We start from the raw sequence: 24,217 nt of genomic DNA, 5'->3' as shown, positions 1-24,217 counted from the left end.
AACCATGCTGGCAACCCGACAATTGAATTTCCGCTATCAGGATGAACCGGTGTTGCGCGATCTGTCGCTGGATTTCGGACGCCATGCCGTCACCGGGGTGATAGGGGCGAACGGCTGCGGTAAATCGACGCTGTTTATGAACCTGACCGGCATTCTGCGTCCGCAGAGCGGCGCGGTATTGTGGGACAACCGGCCGATCGATTACAGCAAAGCGGGGCTGCGCACGCTGCGTCAGCGTATTGCGACGGTGTTTCAGGATCCGGAGCAGCAGATTTTTTATACCGATATCGACAGCGATATCGCGTTCAGCCTGCGTAATCTCGGTATGGATGAAACGGTTATCGCCCAGCGGGTGGAGCAGGCGTTAACGCTGGTGGATGCGCAGGCGTTTCGCCATAAGCCGATTCAGTACCTCAGCCACGGCCAGAAAAAGCGCGTCGCCGTCGCCGGGGCGCTGGTGATGGAAGCGCCCTATCTGCTGCTGGACGAACCGACCGCCGGGCTCGATCCCGCCGGGCGCGAGCAGATGATCGCCATCATCGAACGCATTGTGGCGCAGGGGAAACGGGTCATTATCTCCAGCCACGATATCGACCTGATCTACGCGGTGTGCGGCTATGTGTATGTGCTGTCGCACGGGCGGCTGGTGAGCGAAGGGGAAAGCGGCGAGGTGTTTTTGCAACGGGAACAGTTGCAGACGGCCTCCCTGACGCAGCCCTGGCTGGTTAAGCTGCACAGCGAACTGGGGCTGCCGCTGTGCAAAACCGAACAACAGCTATTTGCGCTGCTGCGCGAGCGCGGCGCGGGAGAAAACTCATGAGCCTGTCCATCATGTTGCAGGGAACGGCGTCCGATGTGGGGAAAAGCGTGCTGGTGGCCGGTCTGTGCCGGATTTTTACCCAGGATGGCTATCGCTGCGCGCCGTTTAAATCGCAAAACATGGCGTTGAATTCGGGGATTACGCCTCGGGGCGAAGAGATGGGGCGGGCGCAGATATTTCAGGCCGAAGCGGCGGGGATTGAAGCGGATGTACGCATGAATCCGGTGTTGCTCAAGCCAACCAGCGATTGCAAGTCGCAGGTGGTACTGATGGGCAAAGCGTTCTGCAATATGGATGCGCAGACTTATCATCAGTACAAGCCGCAGTTACAGCGGCAGATCGGCGAGGTTTACCACAGCCTGGCCGCCGAATATGACGTAATGGTGCTGGAAGGGGCGGGCAGCCCGGCGGAAATCAATCTGCGCGATCGGGACATCGTCAATATGGGCATGGCGGCAATGGCGGACTGCCCGGTGTTGCTGGTGGCCGATATCGATCGCGGCGGGGTGTTCGCCGCCATCTACGGTACGCTGGCGCTGTTGCGTCCTGAAGAGAAAGCGCGGGTAAAAGGGGTGATCATCAACAAATTCCGCGGCGATGTGGCGTTGCTCAAACCGGGGCTGGAGCAGATCGAAGCGCTGACCGGCGTGCCGGTGATCGGGGTGATGCCCTGGCTGAACGTCGAGCTGGAAGATGAAGACGGCGTGGCGCTGCAAACCGGCAAATATGACGCCAGCGCGCAAAAAACGCTGGATATCGCGGTGGTGCGCTTGCCGCATATCGCCAACTTTACCGACTTTAACGCGCTGGCGGCTCAGCCGGATGTGCGTCTGCGTTATATCGCCGAGCCGTCGGCGTTGGCGGGCGCCGATTTGATCATTCTGCCCGGCAGTAAAAATACGCTGGGCGATTTGCAGTGGTTACAGCAAAACGGGCTGGCCGCGGCGCTACAGGCGCGCCATCGGGCCGGCGTGCCGGTTATCGGCATCTGCGGCGGTTATCAGATGCTGGGTCGGCGGATTATTGATGGCGTGGAGTCGGGCGTGGCCCGCATGGACGGCCTGGGGCTGCTGGATGTCGAAACCGAATTCGCGGCGGAAAAAATCACCACGCGCGTCGCCGGCCGTTGTCGTTCGGCGCTGCCGGGCATGGCGCTGGCCGGTTCTGAGATGCCGATTGCGGGCTATGAAATCCATATGGGAACGTCGCGCCTTGGCGAGCAGGCCACGCCCTTTATCCGCCTGACGCAGAGCAACGGCCAGCCGGCCGCCCGGCAAGACGGGGCGGTTAATGCGGACGGCAGCGTGATCGGCAGTTACATTCACGGCCTGTTTGATAACGACCGCTTTACCCGCGCGCTGCTGGATACATTACGCCGGCGTAAAGGGCTGACCGCCTTTGACGGCGAGGTTTTCGATTATGCCCGCCACAAGCAGCGGCAGTTCGATATTCTGGCCGCGGCGATGCGCGAGCATATCGATATCGCAGCGATATATGGATTTATGGGGGCGGGTAGGTGCTAGTTTTCGACCCCACCCCGACCCTCCCCTTCGCAGGGGAGGGAGCCCCTGACAAGGGGGAAGCAAGGAGGGGGTAGCGTCAGGCATCACGTGTGTTCTGATCGACCCCACCCCGACCCTCCCCTTCGCAGGGGAGGGCGCCCCTGACAAGGGGGAAGCAAGGAGGACGTTTAGCTCCTCCCCCTGACAAGGGGGAGGCAGGGAGGGGGTAGCGGCGGGCATCACTTGTGTTCTGATTGACCCCACCCCGACCCTCATCTTCGTGGGGAGGGGTTAGCTCCTCCCCCTGACAAGGGGGAGGCAGGGAGGGGTAGCGGCAGGCATCACTTGTGTTCTGATTGACCCACCCCGAATCTCATCTTCGCGGGAAAGGGGAAATATATATTAAACAGGAGTTTATCGGGTGATATTGATTACGGGCGGAGCCAGAAGCGGCAAAAGCGCGCTGGCGGAGCGGTTGGCGGCGCGGCACGGCGATAACGTGCTGTATATCGCCACGTCGGTCGTCACCGACGACGAAATGGCCCGGCGGGTGAAACGGCATCGGGAGAGCCGGCCGGCGCACTGGCGCACTTGGGAAGGGTATCGGGAGTTGGGAACGGCGATCGCGGACGAAACGGCGGCGGACGAAACCGTCATTCTTGAATGCATTACCACGATGATCGCCAATCTGCTGTTCGATCAGGCGGGCGACATCCCGGTAGAGCAGATGGATTTCCCGGCCATTGAAGCGGTGATCGAACGGCAGATCGATGAACTTATCGCTGCCTGTTCGCGCCGCGCGTCGCCGGCATATCTGGTGACCAACGAGCTGGGGATGGGCATTGTGCCGGAAAACCGGCTGGCGCGGCATTTTCGCGATATCGCCGGGCGCGTCAATCAGCGTCTGGCGGCGGCGGCCGAGTCGGTCTATCTGGTGGTATCGGGAATTGAGGTCAAAATTAAATGAATCTGCGTTTATTTCTCGCCACGTTGCAATTTATGACGCGTATTCCGGTGCCGGCGCGTTGGACGCAGGGGCTGGAGATGAGCCAGTACGTGCGCGGGATTGTCGGCTTTCCATTTATCGGTCTGATCGTGGGCGGGATTGCCGGCGCGGCGTTTGTGGCGCTTTTACCCTGGTGCGGCGTACCGCTGGCGGCGTTGGCCTATGTGCTGGCGCTGGCGCTGATTACCGGCGCATTTCATCTGGACGGACTGGCGGATACCTGCGATGGCGTGTTTTCCGCCCGCAAACGGGAAAAAATGCTGGAAATTATGCGCGACAGCCGTCTGGGCACCAACGGCGGGCTGGCGCTGATTTTCATCGTGGTGGCGAAAATGCTGGTGGTGAGCGAACTGGCGCTGCGCGGCACATCGATGCTGGCGATACTGGCGGCGGCTTCGGTAGTCAGCCGCAGCGCCATCGTGTTGCTGATGTACCGTCAGCGCTACGCCCGTGAAGGGCAGGGGCTGGGAAACCTGTACATCGGCCAGGTCAGCGGCGTGGAAACGCTGATCACGCTGGCCGGCGGGGCCATATTAACGGGATTGCTGGGGCATTGGCCCGCGCTGTCGGCATTCGCCGTCACCCTGATTGTCGTTTGGCTGATGGGGCAATATCTGCGGCGGCGGCTGGGAGGACAAACCGGCGATACGCTGGGGGCGGCCGAGGAAGTGGGCGAACTGGTATTTTTACTGGCGATGTTGTGACGGAAAAGAGTGAGGGTAAACCATGCGGTTGTTTCTGGTCAGACACGGTCAGACGGAGGCCAATCTTAGCGGCGTTTTTTGCGGTACGACGGATGTCGAGCTGACGGAGGCGGGCATCGCCCAGGCGCGGTTGATTTCCGGCTGGCTGGCGGACGTGACTTTCGCTTCTGCCGCCAGCAGCGCGCTGCTGCGCGCGCGCCATACGGCGGAGATTGTGCTGGCGCGGCACCCCGTCAGCGCCGTCGCGGATGAGGCGTTAAACGAAATGTCTTTCGGCGACTGGGAAATGCGCCATCACTACGATTTACAGCATGAGGATGCCGATGCCTGGGCCGCCTGGATCGCGGACTGGCAAACGGCGCGTCCGACCGGGGGGGAGTCGTTTCCCGAGTTTTCGGAGCGCGTGGCGCAATTAACCCGGACATTGTTAAAACAACGTAGTACGGATAATCAACTGATCGTGGCGCATCAGGGCGTATTGAGCCTGTTGTTGGCAACGCTGCTGACCATGCCGGCCAGCGATATGTGGCACTTTCATTTTGAGCAAGGGGCATACAGCGTGTTGGATATACAGGACGGATTCGCCACGCTGCGGGCATTGAATAATCGGGCTTACTGGCAGTCCTGATAACGAATAGCGAGAATAACGCGATGCAAACAGACTCATCATCCACGCTTTCATCGCTGGTTGACGCGATCCAGCCGTTGGATCAATACGCCATGCAGCAAACCGCCGTCAGGCTGGATAGCCTGCTGAAACCGCCGGGCAGTTTGGGGCGGCTGGAACAACTGGCTATTCAACTGGCGGGAATGCGCGGGCTTTCCGGGCATCGGGTGGCGCGTAAGCAGATTATCGTAATGGCCGCCGATCATGGCGTCTATGAGGAAGGGGTGGCGATTTCCCCACGTGCGGTTACCGCCATCCAGGCGGCGAATATGGTTACGGGCATTACCGGCGTCTGCGTGCTGGCCGCCAATGCGGATACGGAAGTGAAAGTGGTGGATGTCGGCATCGACGGCGATCCGCTGCCCGGCGTGCTGAATATGAAAGTACGGCGCGGCAGCGGCAATATCGCCCGGGAGGCGGCGATGACCTATCGGCAGGCGGAAGATTTGCTGCTTGCCAGCGCGCGGTTAACCATACGGCAGGCTGAGGAGGGCGTCCGAGTTTTTGGCGTCGGCGAACTGGGAATGGCGAATACCACGCCGGCTGCGGCGATGATCAGCGTGCTGACCGATCATGACCCTAATCAGGTGGTCGGTATCGGCGCGAATTTTCCCAGCGAGCGTCTGCATCATAAAGTGGCGGTGGTGCGCCAGGCGATTAGCGTTAACCAACCCAACGCCCAGAACGGCGTTGACGTGTTGGCCAAAGTCGGCGGTTTTGATTTGGCGGGGATGGCGGGCGTGATGCTGGGGGCGGCGTCGGTCGGATTGCCCGTGGTGTTGGATGGTTTTCTTTCCTATGCCTCGGCGCTGGCGGCCTGTCGTATTGCGCCGCAGGTGCGGGATTACCTGATCCCCTCCCATTTTTCGGCGGAGAAGGGCGCGACGATTGCGCTGCGGCATTTGCAACTGGAACCTTATCTGCAATTAGGCATGCGCCTTGGCGAAGGCAGCGGGGCGGCGATTGCCATGCATCTGCTTGATGCGGCCTGCGCGATGCACAACAATATGGGACAACTGTCCGACAGCAATATTGTCCTGCCATCATAATCTTGCGTGATTCCCTTTCTCCCCCTCGCATCGGCGAGGGGGCTATTTTGTCGATAATACGTTTATTTTTCCCAAATTTTCATATCTGTTCTATCCTGTTAAACGGGATATTGAGTAAAAGGATTAGTGGATAATAATTAATATATTATCTATTTTAAACTTCAATCAAACGGTTGCTATTATTCTCATGAAATTATTAACGTGCTATTTATATATTAAAGCTCATGAATTATTATTATTTATAGTAATGCATATTTGAATTAAATTTATCCCCATGATTTACTTGGGTTTTATGAATCTTTTCTCAAAAAGTTTAATTTTATTGTTGCAAACACAACATGTTTGCATTTTACTGTAGCAACTGAGTCATTCGGGATTTTATATGAATTTTTCAGCATTGGTCGGCGAACGCTTTTCTAAACTTACTCCAGCACAGCAGCTTATTGCGCGTTATATTGAAAGGAATAAGGAGCGAGTAGCGTTTATGACGGCCAAGCAATTAGCCGGTGCGATAAATGTTAGCGACGCCGCGATTGTTAGATTTGCTCGCGCACTGGGTTACCGAGGTTATACGCATTTACGCGAGGATTTGGGCGAAGCGCTGATTGAGAATACTGGTTTGAGTGGCGTATTCCAATGGGCGCCAATGTCATCCAGTGAAACTGAATTAAAAGAACAGATATTGTCGAATAGCAGTTTGCTAATAACCCAGACTATCGGTTTGAATCAACCTGATACTATTGTTCGTATCGCTGAAAAACTGGCATCGGTCAGGCGAATATGGGTGACGGCGCATGGAACAACACATGCAATGGCGGTTTATCTGGCAATGCAGCTCAATGTGCTGAAGAATGCAGAGGTATTTAATATTGGCGTGGGCGACGTTGCCGATCGTATAAGGCAGGTAAGTGACGAAGATGCTTTTATCGGCATCGGTTATGAAAGATATCTCCCTTATACCATTGAATTAATGCATCTTGCCCGTTTGCGTGGAGCCTATATGGTTGCAGTGACCGACCGTCCGTCATCGCCCCTGGTTCGTGAGGCTAATGAATCTATTTACGTTGCCCATAGCAAATCGCAGGTTGCTTGGTGGTCACAGATAGGCACGCTGGTTATAGCCGACTGGCTAATGTCTCAAATGGTTGTTTTAAATAAAGATAATGTCAAAGAGAAGTTAGAAGAATCTGATAAGGCTTGGGAATTACTTGGCCATTGGAAAAATGACAGCACCAGGGAAACACTTATAAATAAAAGATTAAATAAAAAATAATATTTATTTTAAATATAATATTGATACCAGAGAAGAGCCATTTCTTTATCTATCAATAAGGGACAGTGGGTATGAGTGATAAAAAGGAACATATGCTTTCTTCTCAAATTCCTATGAGTGAAAGTATTGATGTTGCGCGTCGTCGGTTAATAAAACAAAGCTCTATTCTTGGTGCCGGAGTTGCGCTTAGTGCTTTTTCTTCGCCTTTAGTCTTTGCTAAAGGGAGTAAGGAAGTCATTGTTCGGGGATTAGGCGGGGCTTATCAGGAGGCGATGGATATCGCTATCTATAAGCCTTTTACCGAGGCAACGGGTATTAATGTGAAAATCATCCCGGCCACAGGTTCACAAGTGTTGGCTATGGTGAAAGCGGGTCGGGTCAGTATTGATGTTCTGGATTTAGGCGATATTATTCAATTTAATTTGGATAAAGCCGGTGCACTTGAACCCATTAATTATTCGGCAATGAAATACAGCGATCCGAATGATATTATGCCAGAGCTTCGCCATCCCAATATGGTCGGGAATTTGTTATATGCGTCCGTGATGGTCTATAACACGGATGTCTTTAGCGCGGATTCGCATCCAAAAAATTGGACCGAGTTTTGGAACGCTGAACGCTTCCCTGGTCCCAGAACGTTAGCGGATATGCGTTCTGGCGTAGTCGAACTGGAATTTCCACTGTTGGCTGATGGCGTCGATATGGCGCATATTTACCCTATCGATATTCAACGAGCCTTTCGCTCCATGGATAAAATTAAGCCTTATATTTCAAAATGGTGGGATACCGGAGCGATTTCAGCACAGCTGCTGGAACGTAAAGATGCGGTACTTGGCGCAGTATGGAATGGCAGGGCGCAGACATTGATCGATCAGGGCGCACCACTGGCTATTGAGTGGAATCAGGCAAAACAACAGGTACAGTACTGGAGCGTGGTTAAAGGCGCGCCTAACCCGGAAAATGCTCAATTGCTTATCGATTTTGCCCTGCAGCCAGAGGTTCAGGCCAAACTTACTCAATATATCGCCTATGGGCCGACCAATAAAAAGGCCTTTGATTTTGTTCGGCCGGAAGATCTGGCGAAACTGTCTTCTAACCCAGCGTATTTCGCAAACACTTTTGTACAGGATGCACAGTGGTGGGCTGATAATTTGGATCAGGTGGGTAAAGTTTGGCAGTCCTGGATTTTAGGTCAGGCTTAATGGGTGTTGCTGACTTGTCACGCCGTTCCCGGCGTTCAACGGTGGGAACGGAACTTCGCCTGGAAGGCTTAACCCGGCGTTTTGGCCGCACGGCCGCGGTAGATAATCTGCATTTGACGGTCGAACCCGGCGAGTTTGTCACGCTGCTGGGGGCTAGCGGCTCGGGAAAAACCACCACGCTGATGATGGTTGGCGGCTTTACCGCGCCAACCGCCGGCCGGGTACTGATCGGCGGTGAGAACGTCACCGATTTCCCGCCCGCCAAACGCAATCTGGGGGTGGTCTTCCAGAACTACTCGCTGTTTCCCCATCTTTCCGTCTTTCGCAATCTGGCGTTCCCGCTGGAAATGCGCGGCGTGTCAGGCGGCGTTATCAAGCAAAAGGTGGCGAAAGCTCTGGAGATGGTGCAACTGGCGGATAAAGGCCAGCGGCTGCCGCGTGAATTATCCGGCGGACAGCAGCAGCGGATCGCCCTGGCGAGGGCGTTGATATTCGAACCTCAGGCGCTGTTAATGGATGAACCGCTGGGGGCGCTGGATAAAAAACTACGTGAACATATGCAGTTGGAACTGAAGCGTCTGCATCTATCGAGCGGCTCTACCGTGCTGTTTGTTACCCACGATCAGGAGGAGGCCCTCACGCTTTCCGATCGTATTGCGGTAATGCAGGACGGCCGGATTGCGCAAATCGATACGCCTCAATCCGTTTATGAAAAGCCGGAGAACCGCTGGGTCGCCGAATTTATCGGGCAATCCAATTTTATTGGCGGCCATATCGATGCGGTTCATTCAACGGGCTATGACGTCAGGCTGGATAGCGGCGAGCGGGTCAGCGGGCGGGGCGTCAGCCATCTGACTTGCGGGCAGCGGGTTTGCGCGGTATTGCGGCCGGAGAAAATTCGTCTGGCGGAGGCCGGTCAGCTACCGATCGCCGCGGTTATCCGCGAGGTGTTGTATCTGGGCCATACGGTAAAAGTCACCGTGCGGCTTAACGACGGTACGGAATTACTGGTTCAGGCGCAGAATATCGATCTGAAAAAAGAGATAACCCCAGGCATGAGCGTTTCGCTCGGCTGGCAGTCGGAGAGCCTGTGGTTTATCGCCGCGGAGCAAGGGCGATGAGTTTATCAATGCCGATCCGGCGCAACTGGAAGCTTTGGCTGCTGCTGGCGCCATCGTTGCTGGCTCTGCTGATATTTTTTATCTGTCCATTAATAAAAATGCTGAGTTTCAGCTTCTACAGCCCGGATTTTACCTGGAAACACTATTTGCGCATCGTTCAGGAACCGGTCTGGATAAACGTACTGTGGATCACTCTGCGCATCTCGCTGTGGGTGACGTTAAGCACCTTATTGCTGGGCTATCCGCTGGCCTGGGTACTGGCAAGGCTGAAACCCCGCACGGCGAATATCTTTCTGATTTTGGTGATTATTCCCTATTTTACCAGCGTACTGGTGCGCACCTACGCCTGGATGGTGCTGCTGGGAACGGAAGGCGTGCTGAACCAGCTCTTGATCGCCGCCGGTTTCATTACCGAACCGCTAAAGCTGATGTATACCGAAACGGGCGTGCTGATCGGGATGACCTATATCCTGCTGCCTTACATGATTCTGGCGCTCTATAGCGTGATGCGGGGGATTGACCTTAGCTTGCTGAATGTGGCGGAAAGCCTGGGGGCGTCGCGCAGCCGCGCTTTCTGGCGGATTATCGTTCCGCTCTCTTTGCCGGGCGTCGCGGCGGGCGGATTGCTGGTGTTTATTCTCTCGCTGGGTTTTTTCATCACGCCCGCGCTGATGGGCGGCCCGCAGCAGACGATGATTTCGATGGTGATTGAAAGCCAGATTGAAATCTATTTCGACTGGGGCTTCGGTTCCGCGCTATCCACGGTGCTGCTGGTCTGTACGCTATTGTTATTCTGGTTTTATCAACGATTGGTTGGACTGGAACAGCTGTTTGAGGCCAAGCGATGAACACCATCAAACCGGGGCTATTCTCGCTGGCGGTGGCGATACTGGTGCTGTTATTTCTGGCGTTGCCCATTATCGTTATTTTTCCGCTGGCATTGAGTCAGACGGCCTATTTGAGCTTCCCTCCCAGCGGATTTTCCCTGCGCTGGGTGGAAAAAGTGCTGACCAATCCAGACTGGCTGGATTCGCTGTGGCTGAGCTTTCGTATTTCTGTGGTATCAACGCTGCTGGCGATGATATTAAGCCTGTCGATGGCGATAGCATTAGTTCGCTACCGTTTTAGCGGTAAGAAAATCATTTATGTGCTGATATTACTTCCGATGATCGTGCCGAATATTATTTCGGCGCTCTCATTGTTTTTTTTCTTTTCTGATGTCGATATTTTTAACAGCATCAGCGCGATTATTATCGGCCATACAATTATTGCCCTGCCGGTGGCGACGATCATTATTTCGTCTACCCTGCAGGGGATAGACAGCCAGCTTGAGTATTCCGCGATGAGCCTTGGCGCCAGCAACTTCACCGTATTTCGGCGGATTACGTTTCCTCTGGCGGCGCCAGGCATGGTAACCGCCGCGCTTTTTTCGTTTCTTAGCTCTTTTGATGAGCTGTTAATCGCATTGTTTATGGCCGGCAACAGTGTGCAGACGCTATCCGTACGAATATGGAATAGCGTGCAGTTTGAGCTTGATCCGACGATTGCGGCGGTAAGCGTATTGTTGGTGCTGATTACCATTGTATTTTTACTGACGGCTAATTTTTTAACAAAACAGCGATAAACAAAACAGCGATAATAATAAAGTTGTAATTTTTACGGGGAAACTATGGGTAATCATAAAAATCTTGTTTTTACACTGGCCGAGTATCATCAGCGGGCGGAAAAAATTCGCGCTTATATGCGCGACAAAAATATTGGCCTATTGGTGATCGATCAGACGGAGTTTCTGTTTTATCTGACCGGATTCGGTATTTCCGAAAATATGTACCGGGCGTGTTTATTACCGCTGGACGGCGATCCGGTCATGATCTTCCGGGCTATGGATGCGCACACCTTTCGGGAAAATAGCTGGATAACGGATACGGTAACCTTTGCCGACTGGCAAGACCCCATTGAGGTGCTGGTCGGAACGATTGTCGAACGTGGTTGGGAGCGACTGAACATTGGCTTCGATTTCGATTCTTACTGCATGACGGTGAACCGTTTTAATCGCTTGCAAAGCTATTTCCCTGACCGGCCCTTCCGTGACTTTTCCGGCGTACTGGAACTGCTAAGAGAGTGCAAAACGCCACGGGAGATTGAGTATATTGCCAGAGCGGCAAAAGTGGGCGACGTCGCACTGTCGGCCGCTGTTGCGGAATTAGGCGTAGGGAAGAGCGAACGAGATGCGGCGGCCGTTGTGCATCAGGTCTTTATGCAAAACGGTTTGGACTCGGCTCGCTACGGCATTATCACCACCGGCGACGGGAACAGCTTTTTACACGGCAATTTGCATAATACGCCTTTAGCCGAGGGAGAAATCGTCCATATGGAGTTGGTGCCCATTCTGCATGGCTACAGCGCCCGGTTGATGCGTCCGGCGATCGTCGGCAAGGCATCGCAACGGCAAAAAGATATCGCCGAGCAACTGATCGCCATACAGGACGCCCAGCTTGCGGCGATGCGCCCAGGCGCGGTGGCGAAAGATATTGATGCGCTGGCCCGCAATGCGGTACTTGAAGCGGGATTGCGGGAAGACTACGTTGGCATTACTGGATATGTGTTAGGTTATTACTCACTGCATACCCCTCATACCAGCGACTTTAGCCGGGTATTTTTACCAAACGCCGAATGGGTACTGAAACCGGGAATGGTGTTCCATATGTATATTTATGCGCAAGGGATCGCATTCAGTGAAACTATTGCCGTCACTGATCAGGGACACATCCGCCTAACCCAGGCGCCGCGCCGGTTGTTTATCGCGCAATAGGCGCATTGCGTTCTTGCTGCGGCGGTCTGGATCTGGCGCGCCGCCGCCGTTATCGCCATGAAATAGATGCGGCCTGGACGGGCTGCCGATGATCAGACGGCTGCGCCGGGGTCATCGATCGGCTTCCGGAAATTCATAAGGATCCGCCGGCGGCATTTTCTCTTTGCCCATCGCGCCCGTCTTCCCCAGCGTGGGTTCTTTGCTCAGGCGTTCAGCCAGAAATTGAATCAGTACGCTGAGTTTGGACGGAAGGTGCCGTGTCGGAGGATAAAGTATCCACAGTTCGCCGCAGTAATTGTTTCTGAATAACCAGTCAGGCAGCACCTGAACCACCAGTCCCTGCTGGAGCGCATGTCTGGCGGTGAAATAGGGCAGGCTGCCGATGCCGATGTGGTGCAATACCGCATCCAGCCTGACGCCGGTGTGATTGGCCGCATAGCGGCCATGCACATCGACGCTGATCTGTTTACTTCCTTTGCGGAATTTCCAGCGCGAATCGCCCGGCTCTTCGCCAAGGTAGATGCAACTGTGGGCTTTCAGATCGTGCGGGTGTTGCGGCGTTCCGTGCTGCTCAAGATATTGCGGCGTCGCGCACAGCATATGTTCTATATTCAGCAAACTGCGGCCCATCAATCCCGGTGGCGGCCGATCGGTGATGCGGATAGCAAGATCGACCCGGTCGTCAATCAGATCGACATAGCGATCGTCAAGCAGCAGGTTTACATCTATTTTCGGGTAGCGGGCGAGGAAATCCGGCATATGGGGATGGATCACGAAACGCCCCACCGCCTTGGGAACGCTGAGGCGCACGATGCCCTGCGGCTCAGTGTTCAATCTCCCTGATACCTCCATCGCCGCCTGGGCGGCGTTCACCATCGCCAGACTGTGGATATAGACCTCTTGCCCGCTCTCGCTCAGACGCAGTTTACGCGTCGTCCTCTGTAAAAGCCGCGTGCCCAGCGCTTTTTCCAGCCTTGATACGGAACGGCTGACTGCCGAAGGCGTCGCCGCCAACTGGCGCGCCGCCGCTGAAAAGCTGCCGGTTTCCACCACCTTTACAAAAACGGCCATCTCACCCATCAGGGTCAACGTTTTATTTGTGCTCATGAGGAAAAAGTTATTTGGTTTTGTAATGGATTATCGCGGCTACCCGCATTCCATACAATGAATGAAAACCACGATAAAGGAAATGAAAGATGACGGATTGTTTATCGCTTTCCGGCCGTAGCCTGGCCGGTGGAGCCGAAGATATTGAGCGCCGGCCGCGGGGGAGTCGATATGTTGCATAGCTACTGGAGTGAGTTTCTCGGACTGGCGTTGATTCACTTTCTGGCCGTTGTTGCGCCAGGGCCGGATTTCGCGGTGACGATCCGGCAGAGCGTGAAATTCGGCCGCCGGGCCGGCATCTACACGGCGATAGGGATCGGCGCGGGGATGTCGGTTCATATCATTTATACGTTGGTCGGCATTAGCGCGCTGATGCATGCCACCCCTTGGCTGATGTCTATCGCAAAATTTGCCGGCGGGGCGTACATCATCTATCTGGGCATTCATTTCGTAAAGAGCGAGCCGGCCAGCATGCAAGACCTGGATACGGGAACTGCCGCGCCGCTGCCGCAGGGCAGGCGAAAAGCCTTTCTGATGGGATTTATGACCAATGCCACCAATCCTAAAGCGACGCTGTTTTTCCTGGCCGTCTTTACTACGGTAGTGAGCGGCACGACGCCAGTGCCGATACAAATGCTGTATGGCCTGTGGATGTGCTCGGTCAACGCGCTATGGTTTGTGTTGGTCGGCGTGCTTTTTTCCAGTCCGTCGGTTCGTCAGCGATTTGTGCGGCGAGGATACTGGTTTGAGCGGTTTATGGGGGTGATATTAATTGGTTTTGCGATTCGTCTGTTGTTTGTCGCTATTTGATGCGACGTTTTCCTGCTCCGGCGCATCGTTATCGGCAGAGGAGTATTCGCCGGCGGCGCGCATGCCGATCCATTGCGCGCCGTTTTCGCGCCACTGCGGTGGAGAATCGTTGATTTTCTCTATTCAATAGGTGGTGCTTTGTCCGGTTTTTGCTGATAAAAAATAAACCCGGAAAAGGCAATAAATATGATGCCCGGACCGCACCACAACGCGTAAGCCAATCCGGGAGAAATAAGCGGCATGGCCTGCGCCATCGCGTAGAAACACAGCAGATAAGATCCCACCACGAGCAATGACGGCATCGCTTTGCTAAAATTCCGGGTTTTTAATAGCAGGCTGGTGCCGGCGACTTCCAGCAGTACCGCCATAAATAGCCAGAAAAAAACATTTTCTGCGACTCATCGTTACGTCCTGATTTAAATGAATGCGCCCGGACGAGCGCGTCGGATTATCAACAAAATAGTCTTATGACCATTGTTGTGAATATATTGGCGGCTATCCTTGCGGATAGCGTGAGTTAAGCGGCGATTTTAGAAACTCACCTCGCCGACGTACGGGCCTTCCACCAGGCGTTGATTGGGACGCTCGTTTTTACCATCCATGCAGATATAGCGATAACCGGCTTTCAGCGTCAGCGGCCGCACCGGCGACTTCACGGCCATTTTCGTACGTATTTTCATTTACCTTCTAGTAATTCTTAAGGATGATGAAACCACTTAAAACTCGATATCTTTCAAGTCTCAGGCGTGTTCCGCTGAGGCATATGAAACATCAGGGCGTACTCATCCACAATTTTATTATAAAAAAAAGAGATATTTAGTTTTTTATTCCTATTATCTCTTCATATTTATATTTACATCCTGTTTAGGCACGAGTGGGTAAAGCGCGCGAACGCGATCTCGGTGAGAAAACGGTGTGACGAAGGCGCTATGCCGGTTGCGATAGGGTGATGTAGATTGGAGTCCATCGCTCATATTACGTTCAAATAGATAAACTTATTAGCGCATATGCCGATTGTTTGAGCATCAGGGAGCAGTTTTATCATGATCAGAGAATCAGAAACGATGAGATCGGTTAGCAGAATAGCAAAAGGCGTCATAGCTTTTAATATAGCGATCGGAGTCTTATGCCTGCTGGTTATCGGCCAGGTTGTGATTGCCAGGACGGATCAGGACAAGCTGAATAATTATGGCGACGCTCTCATGCGCCGGGCCAATGATGTGGCGATGCAGTCAGAGCAGGCGATGCGTGACGCCGGATATATTTCGCCGCCTCCCTGCTCTGATGACGATCTGTTTCAACTGCGTTTTCTGGTCTATAAATACCGTTATGCGCTGGATATCGCCCGTCTGCGCGATGGTAAACTGATTTGTTCCGCCGAGCGGGGGGTTATCTCTCCCCCGGTTGCCTTGCCGAAGCCGGATATTGTGGAAAATAACACCAGGCTGTGGCGCGCGGTAAAAGGATTGTTCGATCCCAGAATAGAAATGGATATCTCCAATCAAGGCGATGTCGCCGTTTTCACCTCGCCTTATGCCTTCCTCGATTTTTCCCTGCCTGCGCCCGGTTATAGCGCGTTAATGACCACAAAGGACGAAAGTCATATTTATCAGTCTTTTGGCGCTGAAAACGGAAAGTATTCACGTCAGAAGAGCGCATGGTACAGCCAGTATCGGCTGGGGTATCAGTGCAGCAAACTTTATAATATCTGCATCTATGTCCGGCTCAATTCGTCCGGCATCCTTTCTCTGCCGCCGTACGCCGTCATTATGCTTGCGCTGTTTGGCGGAGCGTTAGGCGGCTCTTTATCTTTGGCGACCGTTTTACTTATTGAGCGCAATAGGTCGTTGAGCAAACAGGTCTATAGCGCCGTATGCGGCAAACAGCTTCACGCGAATTATCAACCCCTGGTCTGCCTGCATAATCATAGAGTGGTCGGCGCCGAAGTTCTGGCTCGTTGGACGAATAATAAAGGGGAGAATATTCCGCCGGATGTTTTTATTCCGATAGCGGAGAGACTGGGAATCATCGGGCAGATTACCCGCCAGGTAACGCATATGGCGTTGGAAGAGTTAAAAGATATTCTGGTTCTGAATAGGGACTTTTACCTAAGCATCAATCTCGATATTAGCGATGTACTGGAGCCTGGCTATCAGTCCTATCTTGATGAACTTGTTGATCGGTTCGGTATCGCCAGAGAACAGATTATGCTGGAAATAACCGAGCGCTCCACGGCGAATCATGGCGTGATGTCTGAAAGGCTTAAGGTATTGCATGACGCAGGTTATAAAATTGCGCTGGATGATTTTGGCACCGGTTATTCCAATTTATCCTATCTTGCGGTTATGCCTTTTGATTTCATTAAAATAGATAGAATGTTTACCGAGGCCATCGGCACCGACTCCGTTAATGCCAAAATGGTGGAGTATCTTTTTAATATGATGGCAATGTTTAATGCCAAAGTGGTGGTTGAAGGGATTGAAACTTATGAACAGGCGGTTTATGCCGGCGAACACTGTTTGAATTCGGTCGGGCAGGGCTGGTTTTTTGGTAAACCGATGAACGGCGTCTATTTCAAACAATATTACCGTGATAAGGCTGGCGATAACGTTTAACGCTAATTCGTTTATTTACCTCTGTATTAAGCGGGATACCGGAAAATTGGATTCGCCATTTTTTATCCGTAATTTCCCCATCGCCTATTAATTTTCCGTTTTTTGCATCATGCCGTTTTATAGCCATTTTTTAGAAAATATTAGTCTTATAAGTTATATAGGCAACGTGTTTATATTCATTGATTTCATCGTATATTGTGCTGACATAAAGAAAGGGAAGCAATATTTCTATTTAATAGGGGATAGCGATGAAATATTCGTTTTTTCGTCCGGCGTTAGCCGCAAGCGTGTTAATCAGCCTGAGTTTTATAGCGAACGCCACCGATTTTACCGTGGCGTACCAAACTATTCCGGATCCTTCGCAGGTGGCGCAGGCGGATGGCGCGTATGAAAACGCCACCGGTTTGAAAATAGACTGGCGCAAATTTGATGCCGGGGCGGAAGTGATCGCCGCGGTGGCCTCCGGCGACGTGCAGATCGCCTATCTGGGGTCCAGCCCTTATGCCGCCGCGGTGAGTCAGAAAGTGCCGGTTGAAACATTGCTGATCGCCTCCAAACTGGGAACCAGCGAAGCGCTGGTGGTGCGCAATGGGGCCGGTATTGAAAAGCCTGAAGATTTAGTCGGCAAAAAAGTCGCGACTCCGTTTGTTTCCACCAGCCATTACAGCCTGTTGGCTGCGCTTAAGCACTGGAATATTGACGCGAAAACGGTGCGGATTCTGAATCTCAATCCACCGGCCATCAGCGCCGCCTGGCAACGCGGCGATATCGATGCCGCCTATACCTGGGATCCGGCGCTCGGCGTGGCGAAGTCGAGCGGCGACGTTCTGATCTCCTCCGGGGATTTGGCAAAGCTCGGCGCGCCGACATTTGATGTCTGGCTGGTGCGCAAGGATTTTGCCGAGAAGCATCCGCAGGCGGCGAAAGCGTTTGCCAAAGTCACCCAGGATGCCTACGCCAGCTATCGCCAGGATCCGCAAGCCTGGCTGGCGGATAAAAGCAACATCGATAAGTTGGTGAAGATCACCGGTGCCAAAGCGGAAGATATCCCCGGCTTGCTGCAGGGGAATACCTATCCTCTGGCCGATGAACAGCGGGAATCGCTTGGCGCGCCAACGGTGAAGGCCATTTCCGATACGGCGGCGTTTCTCAAGGAGCAGGGGCGTATAGACGCCGTTTTGCCTGATTATTCGCCATATGTTACCGCCAAATATGTTCCTGAATGATGCGTGAGTTTTCGCGCTCTTAGCGGAGCGCGGGATAATTTGCCAGCGGATACATGATGACATTATTGAAACTGGAACGGGTTAGCGCGCGCTATCCCGATAGCGAACGGCCGGTGCTGGAAGATATCTCTCTTACGCTATCAGCCAGACAACTGATGGTGGCGCTGGGGCCGTCGGGCAGCGGGAAAACCACGCTGCTCAATTTGATCGCCGGGTTTATTCACCCTGAGGCGGGCGCAATCTCGCTTGATGGCGAGGCCGTGGCCGGACCGGGGCCGGAACGCGGCGTCGTTTTTCAGCATGATGTGCTGCTGCCGTGGCAGGACGTGCTGGGCAATGTGGCTTTCGGGCTGGAACTGGCCGGCGCGCCGAAAGCGGAGCGCGAACGGAAAGCCCGCAAGCTACTGGCGCAGGTTGGGCTGAGCGGCTATGAGCGTCGGGCGGTGTGGCAGCTTTCCGGCGGTCAACGGCAGCGCGTGGGGATCGCCAGAGCGCTGGCGGCCGATCCGCGAATTTTACTGTTGGATGAACCTTTTGGCGCGCTGGATGCGTTCACGCGCGAACAGATGCAGGAACTGCTGCTTACGGTGTGGCAAAAAGCGGCTAAGCCGGTTTTTTTGATCACCCACGATATTGAAGAAGCCATCTTCCTCGCAACCGATCTGATCGTGATGTCGCCGCATCCCGGACGCATTATCGAGCATTTAAAACTTGGCTTCAGCTTACGCTATGCGGATGGGGAAAGCGCGCGGGCCATAAAATCCGATCCGGTGTTTATTGAAACGCGCGAGCATGTTCTCTCCCGCGTGTTTGCCGAACGCGAACAGTTTTCAAATCACGATGAGGATAGTTCGTCATGAGCGTCGTCGATAACCCAGCAACACAGCAAAATAGCCCCCAGAGACGGCCAGCGGTTAAAAAACCGCTGCCGCTCATTTTCATCAGCGCCATCAGCATCAGCGCGCTGTTGCTGGCATGGTGGCTGTTGACCCGGTTCAGCCTCATCGAGCCGTTATTTCTTCCTTCGCCCGGCGCGGTATTACGGCGGTTATGGCAGTTGGCGACCATAGGGTATATGGACGCCACGTTATGGCACCATTTGTCCGCCAGCCTGCAACGTATCGGATTGGCGCTGCTGGCGGCGCTATTGACGGCGATCCCCCTGGGCGTCGCGATCGGGCGCAGCCGGATCGCCCGCGGCATATTTGATCCGATAATCGAGTTCTATCGACCGATCCCGCCGTTGGCCTATCTTCCGCTGATCGTTATCTGGTTCGGCATCGGCGAGTTTTCCAAGGTATTGCTGATTTATCTGGCTATTCTGGCTCCTATTGTGATTGCGACCGCCGATGGCGTGCGCAGTGCGGATCCGGCCAGACTGCTGGCGGCCCAGACGTTGGGCGCGACGCCGTTACAGCTTATCCGCTATGTTATTTTCCCCGGCGCGCTGCCGGATATTCTGGTCGGGGTTCGTATTGGGCTGGGGGTTGGCTGGTCAACGCTGGTGGCGGCGGAACTGGTGGCGGCGACGCAAGGGTTAGGGTTTATGGTGCAGGCCGCCTCGCAGTTTTTGGTGACGGAGGTGGTGATTCTGGGGATCCTGGTGATTGCCTGCATCGCGTTTGTGATGGAAATCGGGCTGCGCTACCTGCAACGCAAACTGGCTCCCTGGCATGGTCAAACGCCGTAGCGGTGATTGCGTTGAGATTTGCTCATGGCGCGGTTGGCAAAAACTCAAAACTATCGGCGCAACCCCATTTCCGCCACTCGCTCGTTAGCTGGCTAGGTTCGGGCATGGGTATCCGCCGGATTAACCGTTAGCAGTTCACCCAGCCTAAGACGCTGAATTTTGCCTGAGGCGCCGCGCGGCAGGCTGGTCACCGCATAGAAATAGCGCGGCGTTTTGTATTTCCCCAGTTTCTCCCGGCACCATTCCCGCAGCGCGTTTTCATCCAACCGGCAACCGGCCTTAAGGACGATGGCGGCGGCGATTTCCTGTCCGTAGTCGGCGTCGGCAATGGCGAAAGCGGCGGCCTCCATAATCGCCGGGTAGCCGACCAGCACGTCATCGATTTCCCGCGGCGCGATATTCTCGCCTCCTTTAATAATCAGCTCCTTCAACCTGCCGGTAATAAAATAGAACCCCTCGTCGTTGCGATAGCCCAAATCGCCGGTGCGCAACCATCCGTCCCGATCGATGGCGGAAGCCGTCTGCACGGCGTCTTTGTAGTAGCCGTTCATTACGCCGGCGCCGCGCAGCATGATTTCCCCCACGCGGTTATCCGCCAGCCGTTCTCCCTGCTTATCGATGACCGCCGCCTCGACGCCGCAGGGCAGCCCGACGCTGCCGAATACCCGTTGCGCATGAGGATTACAGAAAACCAGCGAGCTGGCCTCCGTCATTCCCATGCCTTCAATCACCGGGATGCCGAAACGCTGTTCAAACTGTTCGTGGTGGGTTTGAGGCAACGGTGCGGAGGCCGAACGGGCAAACCTTATCCGCGGATAGCGCCGTGCACCGCCGTCATCGGCATTTAATAAAAACGCGATCATGGTGGGCACCAGATTCAGCCAGGTGCAACGATGATCCTCAACCATTTTCCACCAGGCGGAGACGGAGAAACGCCGCATGGCGACCAGGCTGCCGCCTGAAAAGAGTGGAACCAGCACGCCGATAACCCAGCCGTTAATGTGGTAAACCGGCAGCGTGCTCAGCAACCGATCCTGCGGGCCAAGCCGGTGCCAGCGGCTGATTTCACCCGCGGCGGCGAGCAGATTGGCATGGCTGAGCAGCACGCCCTTCGGGTTTCCGGTGGTGCCGGAGGTGTACATCAGTAACGCGGGGTGCGACGGCGCCGGCCGATAGAGCGGGGCTGCGCGTTCGGATAATAATTGTTCGTCGGCAGGCCAGCGATCGCGGGTTATCATCAACGGTCTTTGCTGTGCGGGAAGCCGTTGCAGTATGCCCTGCAAGCGGGGCGCAAGTCGGCGCGTGGTGAAAATAATCCGCGCGTCGCTGTGGGGAATAATTCGCTCCAGCGCCTCGTCGGTCGCCAGCAGGTTGAGCGGCGTCGCCACATAGCCGGCCAGCATCAAAGAGAGCGCCAGTTTGACGGTATGAAAACCGCCTTGCGACAGAAAAGCGATTTTATCTCCCGGCTGGCAACCTTGCCGGCGCAGCCATGCCGCGGTGGCGGTTGTACTTTGCAATAGTTGGGCGAAATTCAGAACGTCAGGCGAATCGCCGGCGATAATAAACGGCGCGTCCGGGCGTTCAGCGGTATGCCGCAACAAGATGTCCTGTAGCGTTGCCGGTAGCGCGCTCATGGGTAGCGCCTCTGCAAATAGCCGCCCAGAACCTCTTCCAACGCAGGTTCGTTTTCGGGTATCGGCGACGAAACTCTAACCAGATTAAAAAAATGACGGTAATTGAGATTGTCCGTGAAATGGTTTTTCCCCCAGGTGCCGCAGCCGAGCGTCAGGGTAAAGGGCAGACCGTTATTGAAATTGCCGCCGGCGGCGAAACAGTGCGCCTGATTGACGATGATCCGGCTGGCGGGCAGCGACAGCCCGGCCTGCACGGCCTCGTTGCTGTCGCGGGTATGCAGGCCGACCGAATGTCCGGCCCCTTGCCAGCGGTAAATCCGCCGCACCGTCTCACAGGCATGGCGGAAATCTTTCACCTGGTACAGAGTCAATACCGGTGAGAGCTTTTCGCCGGAAAAGGGGAATTGCGGACCGATTCCTTGCTCTTCCACCAGCAGAAAACGCGCTTTATGACACGCCTGGCGCGTCAAGCCGGCGATCTCCGCCAACTGGCCGGCGGGGCGCGCGATACTGTGGCGGGCCAGCTTTCCCTCCCGCCAGAGCGCTTGCCGCAGATGCTGTTTCTCCGCCGGCGTTAATAACACGCCGCCCTGATCCTGCAACGCCGCAATGGTTTGCTGATAGCGGGAAACGGGAATAATCAGGCTATTTTCAGAAGAACAGCTAGTGGCGTTGTCAAAGGTTTTGGATGCGGCGATGCGGGCGGCGGCGGCCGCAATATCCGCGGTTTCACTGATGATGCTGGCGACATTGCCGGCGCCGACGCCGAAGGCCGGGGCGCCGCTTTGCGCCGCGGCAGCGATATTTTTTTGCGAACCGGTGGCGATGATCAGATCGGCCTGTTGCAGTAACTCGTCCGTTTGTTCGCGATTCGCCGGGATCGGCAGCATCTGCGCCAGCTCGCGCGGGGCCTGCACGAAGTCCAGCTCATGATGGATGTACTCCAGCATCCGGGCGCACACCTTTGCCGCGGCGGGGGAAGGCGCAAGAATAATGGCGTTGCGGCATTTTAGCGCATTGATAATGTTATTGATCACCGTGGCGACCGGGTTGGTGGAGGGCGTGACCGCCGCGACCACCCCCACCGGCCGCGCGATTTCAATAATGCCTTGGTCGGGAATTTCATTAATGACCCCGACGGTGCGTTTCCCCTGAAGATCGCGCAGCAGGCCGATGGTTTTGCGGTAATTCTTCGCCACTTTATCTTCGACGTCGCCCAGACCGGTATCGGCGACGGCCTGGATGGCCAACGCCCGGTTATTCTCAGGATGAATAATCGCCCAGGCCGCCGCGTCAACCACCCGATCGATTTGCTGCTGAGGGTAATGTTCAATACTTTGCTGAGCATGGCGGGCCTGTTCAACCAACCTGCTTACCGCCGAACGATGCGTCGCCCGGCAGCGATCGCCGCCAGCCGTCATTGGCTCTGCCCCGTCGTGGGATGCCAGATCGCGACGTCCAGCGCGTTGATATGGTTAGGCAGCAGTCCTTCATTGAAAAATGCGTCGGCGATATGCTGTTGCTCGCTTAAACTTTGCTGCGTGACCGGCCTGACCTGATAGGTGCGGTTGGCGTTAGCCAGCTTGACCGTATCGCTATCCAGATTGCCCCACTGCGGCCCCAGCAACGCCGCCGCCTGGTCAGGATTCGCCTTCACCCACTGGCCGGTTTTTTCCAATTGTTGAAAAATAATGTTCAGAATTTCAGGATGTTGGCGGGCGTAGTCCGTTGAGGCAAGATAATAACGCTGATAGCTCGCCAGCCCTTCGCCATCGGCCAGCACTCTGGCTTTTTGCTGAACGATGGCGCTGGAGACGAAGGGTTCCCAGGTTACCCAGGCGTCGACGTTGCCGTTCTCCAGCGCCGCGCGGCCGTCGGCCGGCGTCAGGTAGGCCGGCGTAATATCTTTAAAAGAGAGATTGGCCTTGGCGAGCGCGGCAATCAGTAAGAAGTGGCTGCCTGCCGCCTTGGTGACGGCAATGCGTTTGCCTTTCAGCTCCGCCAGGCTTTTAAGCGGCGAATGTTCCGGCACCAGAATCGCCTGCGCCGCGGGGGAGGGGGTTTCCAGCGCCAGATAGGTCAGCTTTGCCCCCGCCGCCTGTGCGAACACCGGTACGGTATCCGCCACGTCGGCGGAAATATCCACATTGCCCAAATTAAGCGCCTCCAGTAGCGGCAATCCGCTGGAGAACTCATGCCAGCTCACCTGTACCCCTTGTTCATTGAGCGTTTTTTCCAGCAACCCCTGCGATTTCAGGATGGTGAGCAGCGTAGACGACTTTTGGTAACCGATGCGCAACGTCGATTCTGCCTGAACCGGGGAAAGCGTGAATATTGAGAATAGGAAAATAAATAAAAACAGCGGCATGGCGATGAATCGGCGATTAGCCCAATATAATAGTGGCATAACAGGCATCCCATAAAATAGATAAAATAAAGGGGTATGCTTGATAAAAAAATAAAAACTGTCAAAGACGATAGTTGTCTTTTTATTGCCGGTTTTTCACTATTGGATATGCCTTAATGCTATTTTAAGCAAAGTAAATACGATATTAATTATAGAGTAAAATAAATGGAAAATAATGGTGCGGATTTTAAATCATTTATCACCGTTGATATTAACATTTGGGCTATTTAATAGAAATCGCTAACACGCCTTTTGGATCTAACCCCACCCCGGCCCTCCCCTTCGCAGGGGAGGGAGAAACCGGCGCTTTCATGTGTCGCTCCCCGTCGCAGAAGAAGGAGAAACCTAGCGTTTTTATGTGTTGCTCCTCCCCCTGACAAGGGGGAGATAGGGAGGGGGTAATTAACAGCAACGTCAAACGTTGTCATCAAACGCGTTAATAGAAAACGTATATTAATGGATGGGTGAAAATATATTTCCTCTTAAATAACCCATTAGATAAATAATCGATATCCTTATCAATAACTGATGTTTCATACCGCCGGTTGATAGGGGCTAGGATGCAATAT

Annotated in this window: 23 protein-coding genes; 17 read left to right on the top strand and 6 right to left on the bottom strand. The window is 54.4% G+C overall.

Annotated features, from left to right (window positions below; translation table 11 throughout):
* The first annotated feature begins 4 nt into the window (after window positions 1–4).
* The 12 genes from HC231_RS15975 to HC231_RS15920 all read left to right on the top strand — a co-directional run bounded on the left by HC231_RS15975 (window position 5) and on the right by HC231_RS15920 (window position 12,156).
* Window positions 5–820, top strand: a complete 816-nt coding sequence (locus HC231_RS15975) for an ATP-binding cassette domain-containing protein (protein ID WP_208227733.1) — start codon at window positions 5–7, stop codon at window positions 818–820.
* Window positions 817–2,343: a cobyric acid synthase gene (locus HC231_RS15970; RefSeq protein ID WP_208227732.1), complete on the top strand. Its 1,527-nt coding sequence runs from the start codon at window positions 817–819 to the stop codon at window positions 2,341–2,343. Before HC231_RS15975 ends, HC231_RS15970 begins: the two co-directional genes overlap by 4 nt.
* A 400-nt stretch (window positions 2,344–2,743) precedes the next feature.
* Window positions 2,744–3,289 (top strand): bifunctional adenosylcobinamide kinase/adenosylcobinamide-phosphate guanylyltransferase, encoded by a 546-nt coding sequence (gene cobU, locus HC231_RS15965; RefSeq protein ID WP_208227730.1) that lies wholly within the window; start codon window positions 2,744–2,746, stop codon window positions 3,287–3,289.
* Window positions 3,286–4,032 (top strand): adenosylcobinamide-GDP ribazoletransferase, encoded by a 747-nt coding sequence (gene cobS / locus HC231_RS15960; protein WP_208227728.1) that lies wholly within the window; start codon window positions 3,286–3,288, stop codon window positions 4,030–4,032. The genes cobU and cobS overlap by 4 nt, the downstream gene beginning before the upstream one ends.
* 22 nt (window positions 4,033–4,054) lie before the next feature.
* Window positions 4,055–4,660: an adenosylcobalamin/alpha-ribazole phosphatase gene (locus tag HC231_RS15955; RefSeq protein ID WP_208227726.1), complete on the top strand. Its 606-nt coding sequence runs from the start codon at window positions 4,055–4,057 to the stop codon at window positions 4,658–4,660.
* Between the two features lie 23 nt (window positions 4,661–4,683).
* Window positions 4,684–5,748, top strand: coding sequence for a nicotinate-nucleotide--dimethylbenzimidazole phosphoribosyltransferase (cobT, locus tag HC231_RS15950; protein ID WP_208227724.1), 1,065 nt, complete (start codon window positions 4,684–4,686; stop codon window positions 5,746–5,748).
* A gap of 382 nt (window positions 5,749–6,130) precedes the next feature.
* Entirely contained in the window at window positions 6,131–7,021 is an 891-nt protein-coding gene (locus HC231_RS15945; RefSeq protein WP_048639576.1) for a MurR/RpiR family transcriptional regulator, read from the top strand.
* A 71-nt stretch (window positions 7,022–7,092) separates the two neighbouring features.
* Window positions 7,093–8,223, top strand: coding sequence for an ABC transporter substrate-binding protein (locus tag HC231_RS15940; protein ID WP_208227722.1), 1,131 nt, complete (start codon window positions 7,093–7,095; stop codon window positions 8,221–8,223).
* Between the two features lie 14 nt (window positions 8,224–8,237).
* Complete coding sequence (locus HC231_RS15935) at window positions 8,238–9,344, top strand: ABC transporter ATP-binding protein (protein WP_246494543.1); 1,107 nt, start codon at window positions 8,238–8,240, stop codon at window positions 9,342–9,344.
* On the top strand, window positions 9,341–10,192 hold the full coding sequence (locus HC231_RS15930) for an ABC transporter permease (protein WP_208227718.1): 852 nt from the start codon (window positions 9,341–9,343) through the stop codon (window positions 10,190–10,192). Before HC231_RS15935 ends, HC231_RS15930 begins: the two co-directional genes overlap by 4 nt.
* The gene (locus tag HC231_RS15925; protein ID WP_208227716.1) at window positions 10,189–10,968 is read left to right on the top strand and encodes an ABC transporter permease; all 780 of its coding nucleotides are present in this window, start codon (window positions 10,189–10,191) and stop codon (window positions 10,966–10,968) included. The genes HC231_RS15930 and HC231_RS15925 overlap by 4 nt, the downstream gene beginning before the upstream one ends.
* A gap of 45 nt (window positions 10,969–11,013) precedes the next feature.
* Window positions 11,014–12,156 (top strand): M24 family metallopeptidase, encoded by a 1,143-nt coding sequence (locus HC231_RS15920; protein ID WP_208227714.1) that lies wholly within the window; start codon window positions 11,014–11,016, stop codon window positions 12,154–12,156.
* Between the two features lie 111 nt (window positions 12,157–12,267).
* On the opposite strand, the gene HC231_RS15915 is transcribed toward HC231_RS15920, so the two are convergent.
* Complete coding sequence (locus tag HC231_RS15915; RefSeq protein ID WP_208227712.1) at window positions 12,268–13,263, bottom strand: LysR family transcriptional regulator; 996 nt, start codon at window positions 13,261–13,263, stop codon at window positions 12,268–12,270.
* 171 nt (window positions 13,264–13,434) lie between these two features.
* Between HC231_RS15915 and HC231_RS15910 the strand changes: the two genes are divergently transcribed.
* Window positions 13,435–14,073, top strand: a complete 639-nt coding sequence (locus HC231_RS15910; RefSeq protein WP_208227710.1) for a LysE family translocator — start codon at window positions 13,435–13,437, stop codon at window positions 14,071–14,073.
* Window positions 14,074–14,192: 119 nt separating this feature from the next.
* Here HC231_RS15910 and HC231_RS15905 read toward each other — a convergent pair whose 3' ends face one another.
* Window positions 14,193–14,441 (bottom strand): DMT family transporter, encoded by a 249-nt coding sequence (locus tag HC231_RS15905; protein ID WP_208227708.1) that lies wholly within the window; start codon window positions 14,439–14,441, stop codon window positions 14,193–14,195.
* A gap of 162 nt (window positions 14,442–14,603) precedes the next feature.
* The gene (locus HC231_RS15900) at window positions 14,604–14,753 is read right to left on the bottom strand and encodes a YfaZ family outer membrane protein (RefSeq protein ID WP_208227707.1); all 150 of its coding nucleotides are present in this window, start codon (window positions 14,751–14,753) and stop codon (window positions 14,604–14,606) included.
* Window positions 14,754–15,116: 363 nt separating this feature from the next.
* Between HC231_RS15900 and HC231_RS15895 the strand changes: the two genes are divergently transcribed.
* The 4 genes from HC231_RS15895 (at window position 15,117) to tauC (ending at window position 19,604) form a co-directional block, all read left to right on the top strand.
* On the top strand, window positions 15,117–16,688 hold the full coding sequence (locus HC231_RS15895; protein ID WP_208227705.1) for an EAL domain-containing protein: 1,572 nt from the start codon (window positions 15,117–15,119) through the stop codon (window positions 16,686–16,688).
* Between the two features lie 248 nt (window positions 16,689–16,936).
* Entirely contained in the window at window positions 16,937–17,914 is a 978-nt protein-coding gene (gene tauA, locus HC231_RS15890; protein ID WP_208227703.1) for a taurine ABC transporter substrate-binding protein, read from the top strand.
* Between the two features lie 56 nt (window positions 17,915–17,970).
* A complete protein-coding gene (gene tauB, locus HC231_RS15885; protein ID WP_208231372.1) occupies window positions 17,971–18,774 on the top strand; it encodes a taurine ABC transporter ATP-binding subunit in 804 nt (267 codons plus the stop codon).
* The gene (gene tauC / locus HC231_RS15880; protein ID WP_208227701.1) at window positions 18,771–19,604 is read left to right on the top strand and encodes a taurine ABC transporter permease TauC; all 834 of its coding nucleotides are present in this window, start codon (window positions 18,771–18,773) and stop codon (window positions 19,602–19,604) included. Before tauB ends, tauC begins: the two co-directional genes overlap by 4 nt.
* A 92-nt stretch (window positions 19,605–19,696) precedes the next feature.
* Here tauC and HC231_RS15875 read toward each other — a convergent pair whose 3' ends face one another.
* Genes HC231_RS15875 through HC231_RS15865 form a run of 3 tightly spaced genes read right to left on the bottom strand, consistent with a single transcriptional unit; the run spans window position 19,697 to window position 23,648 of the window.
* On the bottom strand, window positions 19,697–21,241 hold the full coding sequence (locus HC231_RS15875; protein ID WP_208227699.1) for an AMP-binding protein: 1,545 nt from the start codon (window positions 21,239–21,241) through the stop codon (window positions 19,697–19,699).
* Window positions 21,238–22,662, bottom strand: coding sequence for an acylating sulfoacetaldehyde dehydrogenase (sauS, locus tag HC231_RS15870; RefSeq protein WP_208227697.1), 1,425 nt, complete (start codon window positions 22,660–22,662; stop codon window positions 21,238–21,240). The genes HC231_RS15875 and sauS overlap by 4 nt, the downstream gene beginning before the upstream one ends.
* Window positions 22,659–23,648: an aliphatic sulfonate ABC transporter substrate-binding protein gene (locus HC231_RS15865; protein WP_246494542.1), complete on the bottom strand. Its 990-nt coding sequence runs from the start codon at window positions 23,646–23,648 to the stop codon at window positions 22,659–22,661. Before HC231_RS15865 ends, sauS begins: the two co-directional genes overlap by 4 nt.
* Between the last annotated feature and the right edge of the window lie 569 nt (window positions 23,649–24,217).

This window comes from Brenneria izadpanahii, assembly GCF_017569925.1.
GTDB classification, from domain to species: Bacteria; Pseudomonadota; Gammaproteobacteria; order Enterobacterales; family Enterobacteriaceae; genus Brenneria; species Brenneria izadpanahii.
Note: the sequence above shows the minus strand (reverse complement) of the source record. Positions and strands in the feature narration are given on the sequence as shown.

What these genes read in the sequence shown, in the direction of transcription:
- HC231_RS15905 (WP_208227708.1), bottom strand. Translation starts at nt 14,441, where the DNA reads ATGGCGGTACTGCTGGAAGTCGCCGGCACCAGCCTGCTATTAAAAACC.
- HC231_RS15865 (WP_246494542.1), bottom strand. Translation starts at nt 23,648, where the DNA reads ATGCCACTATTATATTGGGCTAATCGCCGATTCATCGCCATGCCGCTG.
- HC231_RS15900 (WP_208227707.1), bottom strand. Translation starts at nt 14,753, where the DNA reads ATGAAAATACGTACGAAAATGGCCGTGAAGTCGCCGGTGCGGCCGCTG.
- HC231_RS15975 (WP_208227733.1), top strand. Translation starts at nt 5, where the DNA reads ATGCTGGCAACCCGACAATTGAATTTCCGCTATCAGGATGAACCGGTG.
- HC231_RS15930 (WP_208227718.1), top strand. Translation starts at nt 9,341, where the DNA reads ATGAGTTTATCAATGCCGATCCGGCGCAACTGGAAGCTTTGGCTGCTG.
- tauC (WP_208227701.1), top strand. Translation starts at nt 18,771, where the DNA reads ATGAGCGTCGTCGATAACCCAGCAACACAGCAAAATAGCCCCCAGAGA.
- cobT (WP_208227724.1), top strand. Translation starts at nt 4,684, where the DNA reads ATGCAAACAGACTCATCATCCACGCTTTCATCGCTGGTTGACGCGATC.
- HC231_RS15915 (WP_208227712.1), bottom strand. Translation starts at nt 13,263, where the DNA reads ATGAGCACAAATAAAACGTTGACCCTGATGGGTGAGATGGCCGTTTTT.
- tauB (WP_208231372.1), top strand. Translation starts at nt 17,971, where the DNA reads ATGACATTATTGAAACTGGAACGGGTTAGCGCGCGCTATCCCGATAGC.
- cobS (WP_208227728.1), top strand. Translation starts at nt 3,286, where the DNA reads ATGAATCTGCGTTTATTTCTCGCCACGTTGCAATTTATGACGCGTATT.
- tauA (WP_208227703.1), top strand. Translation starts at nt 16,937, where the DNA reads ATGAAATATTCGTTTTTTCGTCCGGCGTTAGCCGCAAGCGTGTTAATC.
- HC231_RS15875 (WP_208227699.1), bottom strand. Translation starts at nt 21,241, where the DNA reads ATGAGCGCGCTACCGGCAACGCTACAGGACATCTTGTTGCGGCATACC.
- HC231_RS15955 (WP_208227726.1), top strand. Translation starts at nt 4,055, where the DNA reads ATGCGGTTGTTTCTGGTCAGACACGGTCAGACGGAGGCCAATCTTAGC.
- sauS (WP_208227697.1), bottom strand. Translation starts at nt 22,662, where the DNA reads ATGACGGCTGGCGGCGATCGCTGCCGGGCGACGCATCGTTCGGCGGTA.
- HC231_RS15970 (WP_208227732.1), top strand. Translation starts at nt 817, where the DNA reads ATGAGCCTGTCCATCATGTTGCAGGGAACGGCGTCCGATGTGGGGAAA.
- HC231_RS15945 (WP_048639576.1), top strand. Translation starts at nt 6,131, where the DNA reads ATGAATTTTTCAGCATTGGTCGGCGAACGCTTTTCTAAACTTACTCCA.
- HC231_RS15910 (WP_208227710.1), top strand. Translation starts at nt 13,435, where the DNA reads ATGTTGCATAGCTACTGGAGTGAGTTTCTCGGACTGGCGTTGATTCAC.
- HC231_RS15940 (WP_208227722.1), top strand. Translation starts at nt 7,093, where the DNA reads ATGAGTGATAAAAAGGAACATATGCTTTCTTCTCAAATTCCTATGAGT.
- HC231_RS15920 (WP_208227714.1), top strand. Translation starts at nt 11,014, where the DNA reads ATGGGTAATCATAAAAATCTTGTTTTTACACTGGCCGAGTATCATCAG.
- HC231_RS15895 (WP_208227705.1), top strand. Translation starts at nt 15,117, where the DNA reads ATGATCAGAGAATCAGAAACGATGAGATCGGTTAGCAGAATAGCAAAA.
- HC231_RS15925 (WP_208227716.1), top strand. Translation starts at nt 10,189, where the DNA reads ATGAACACCATCAAACCGGGGCTATTCTCGCTGGCGGTGGCGATACTG.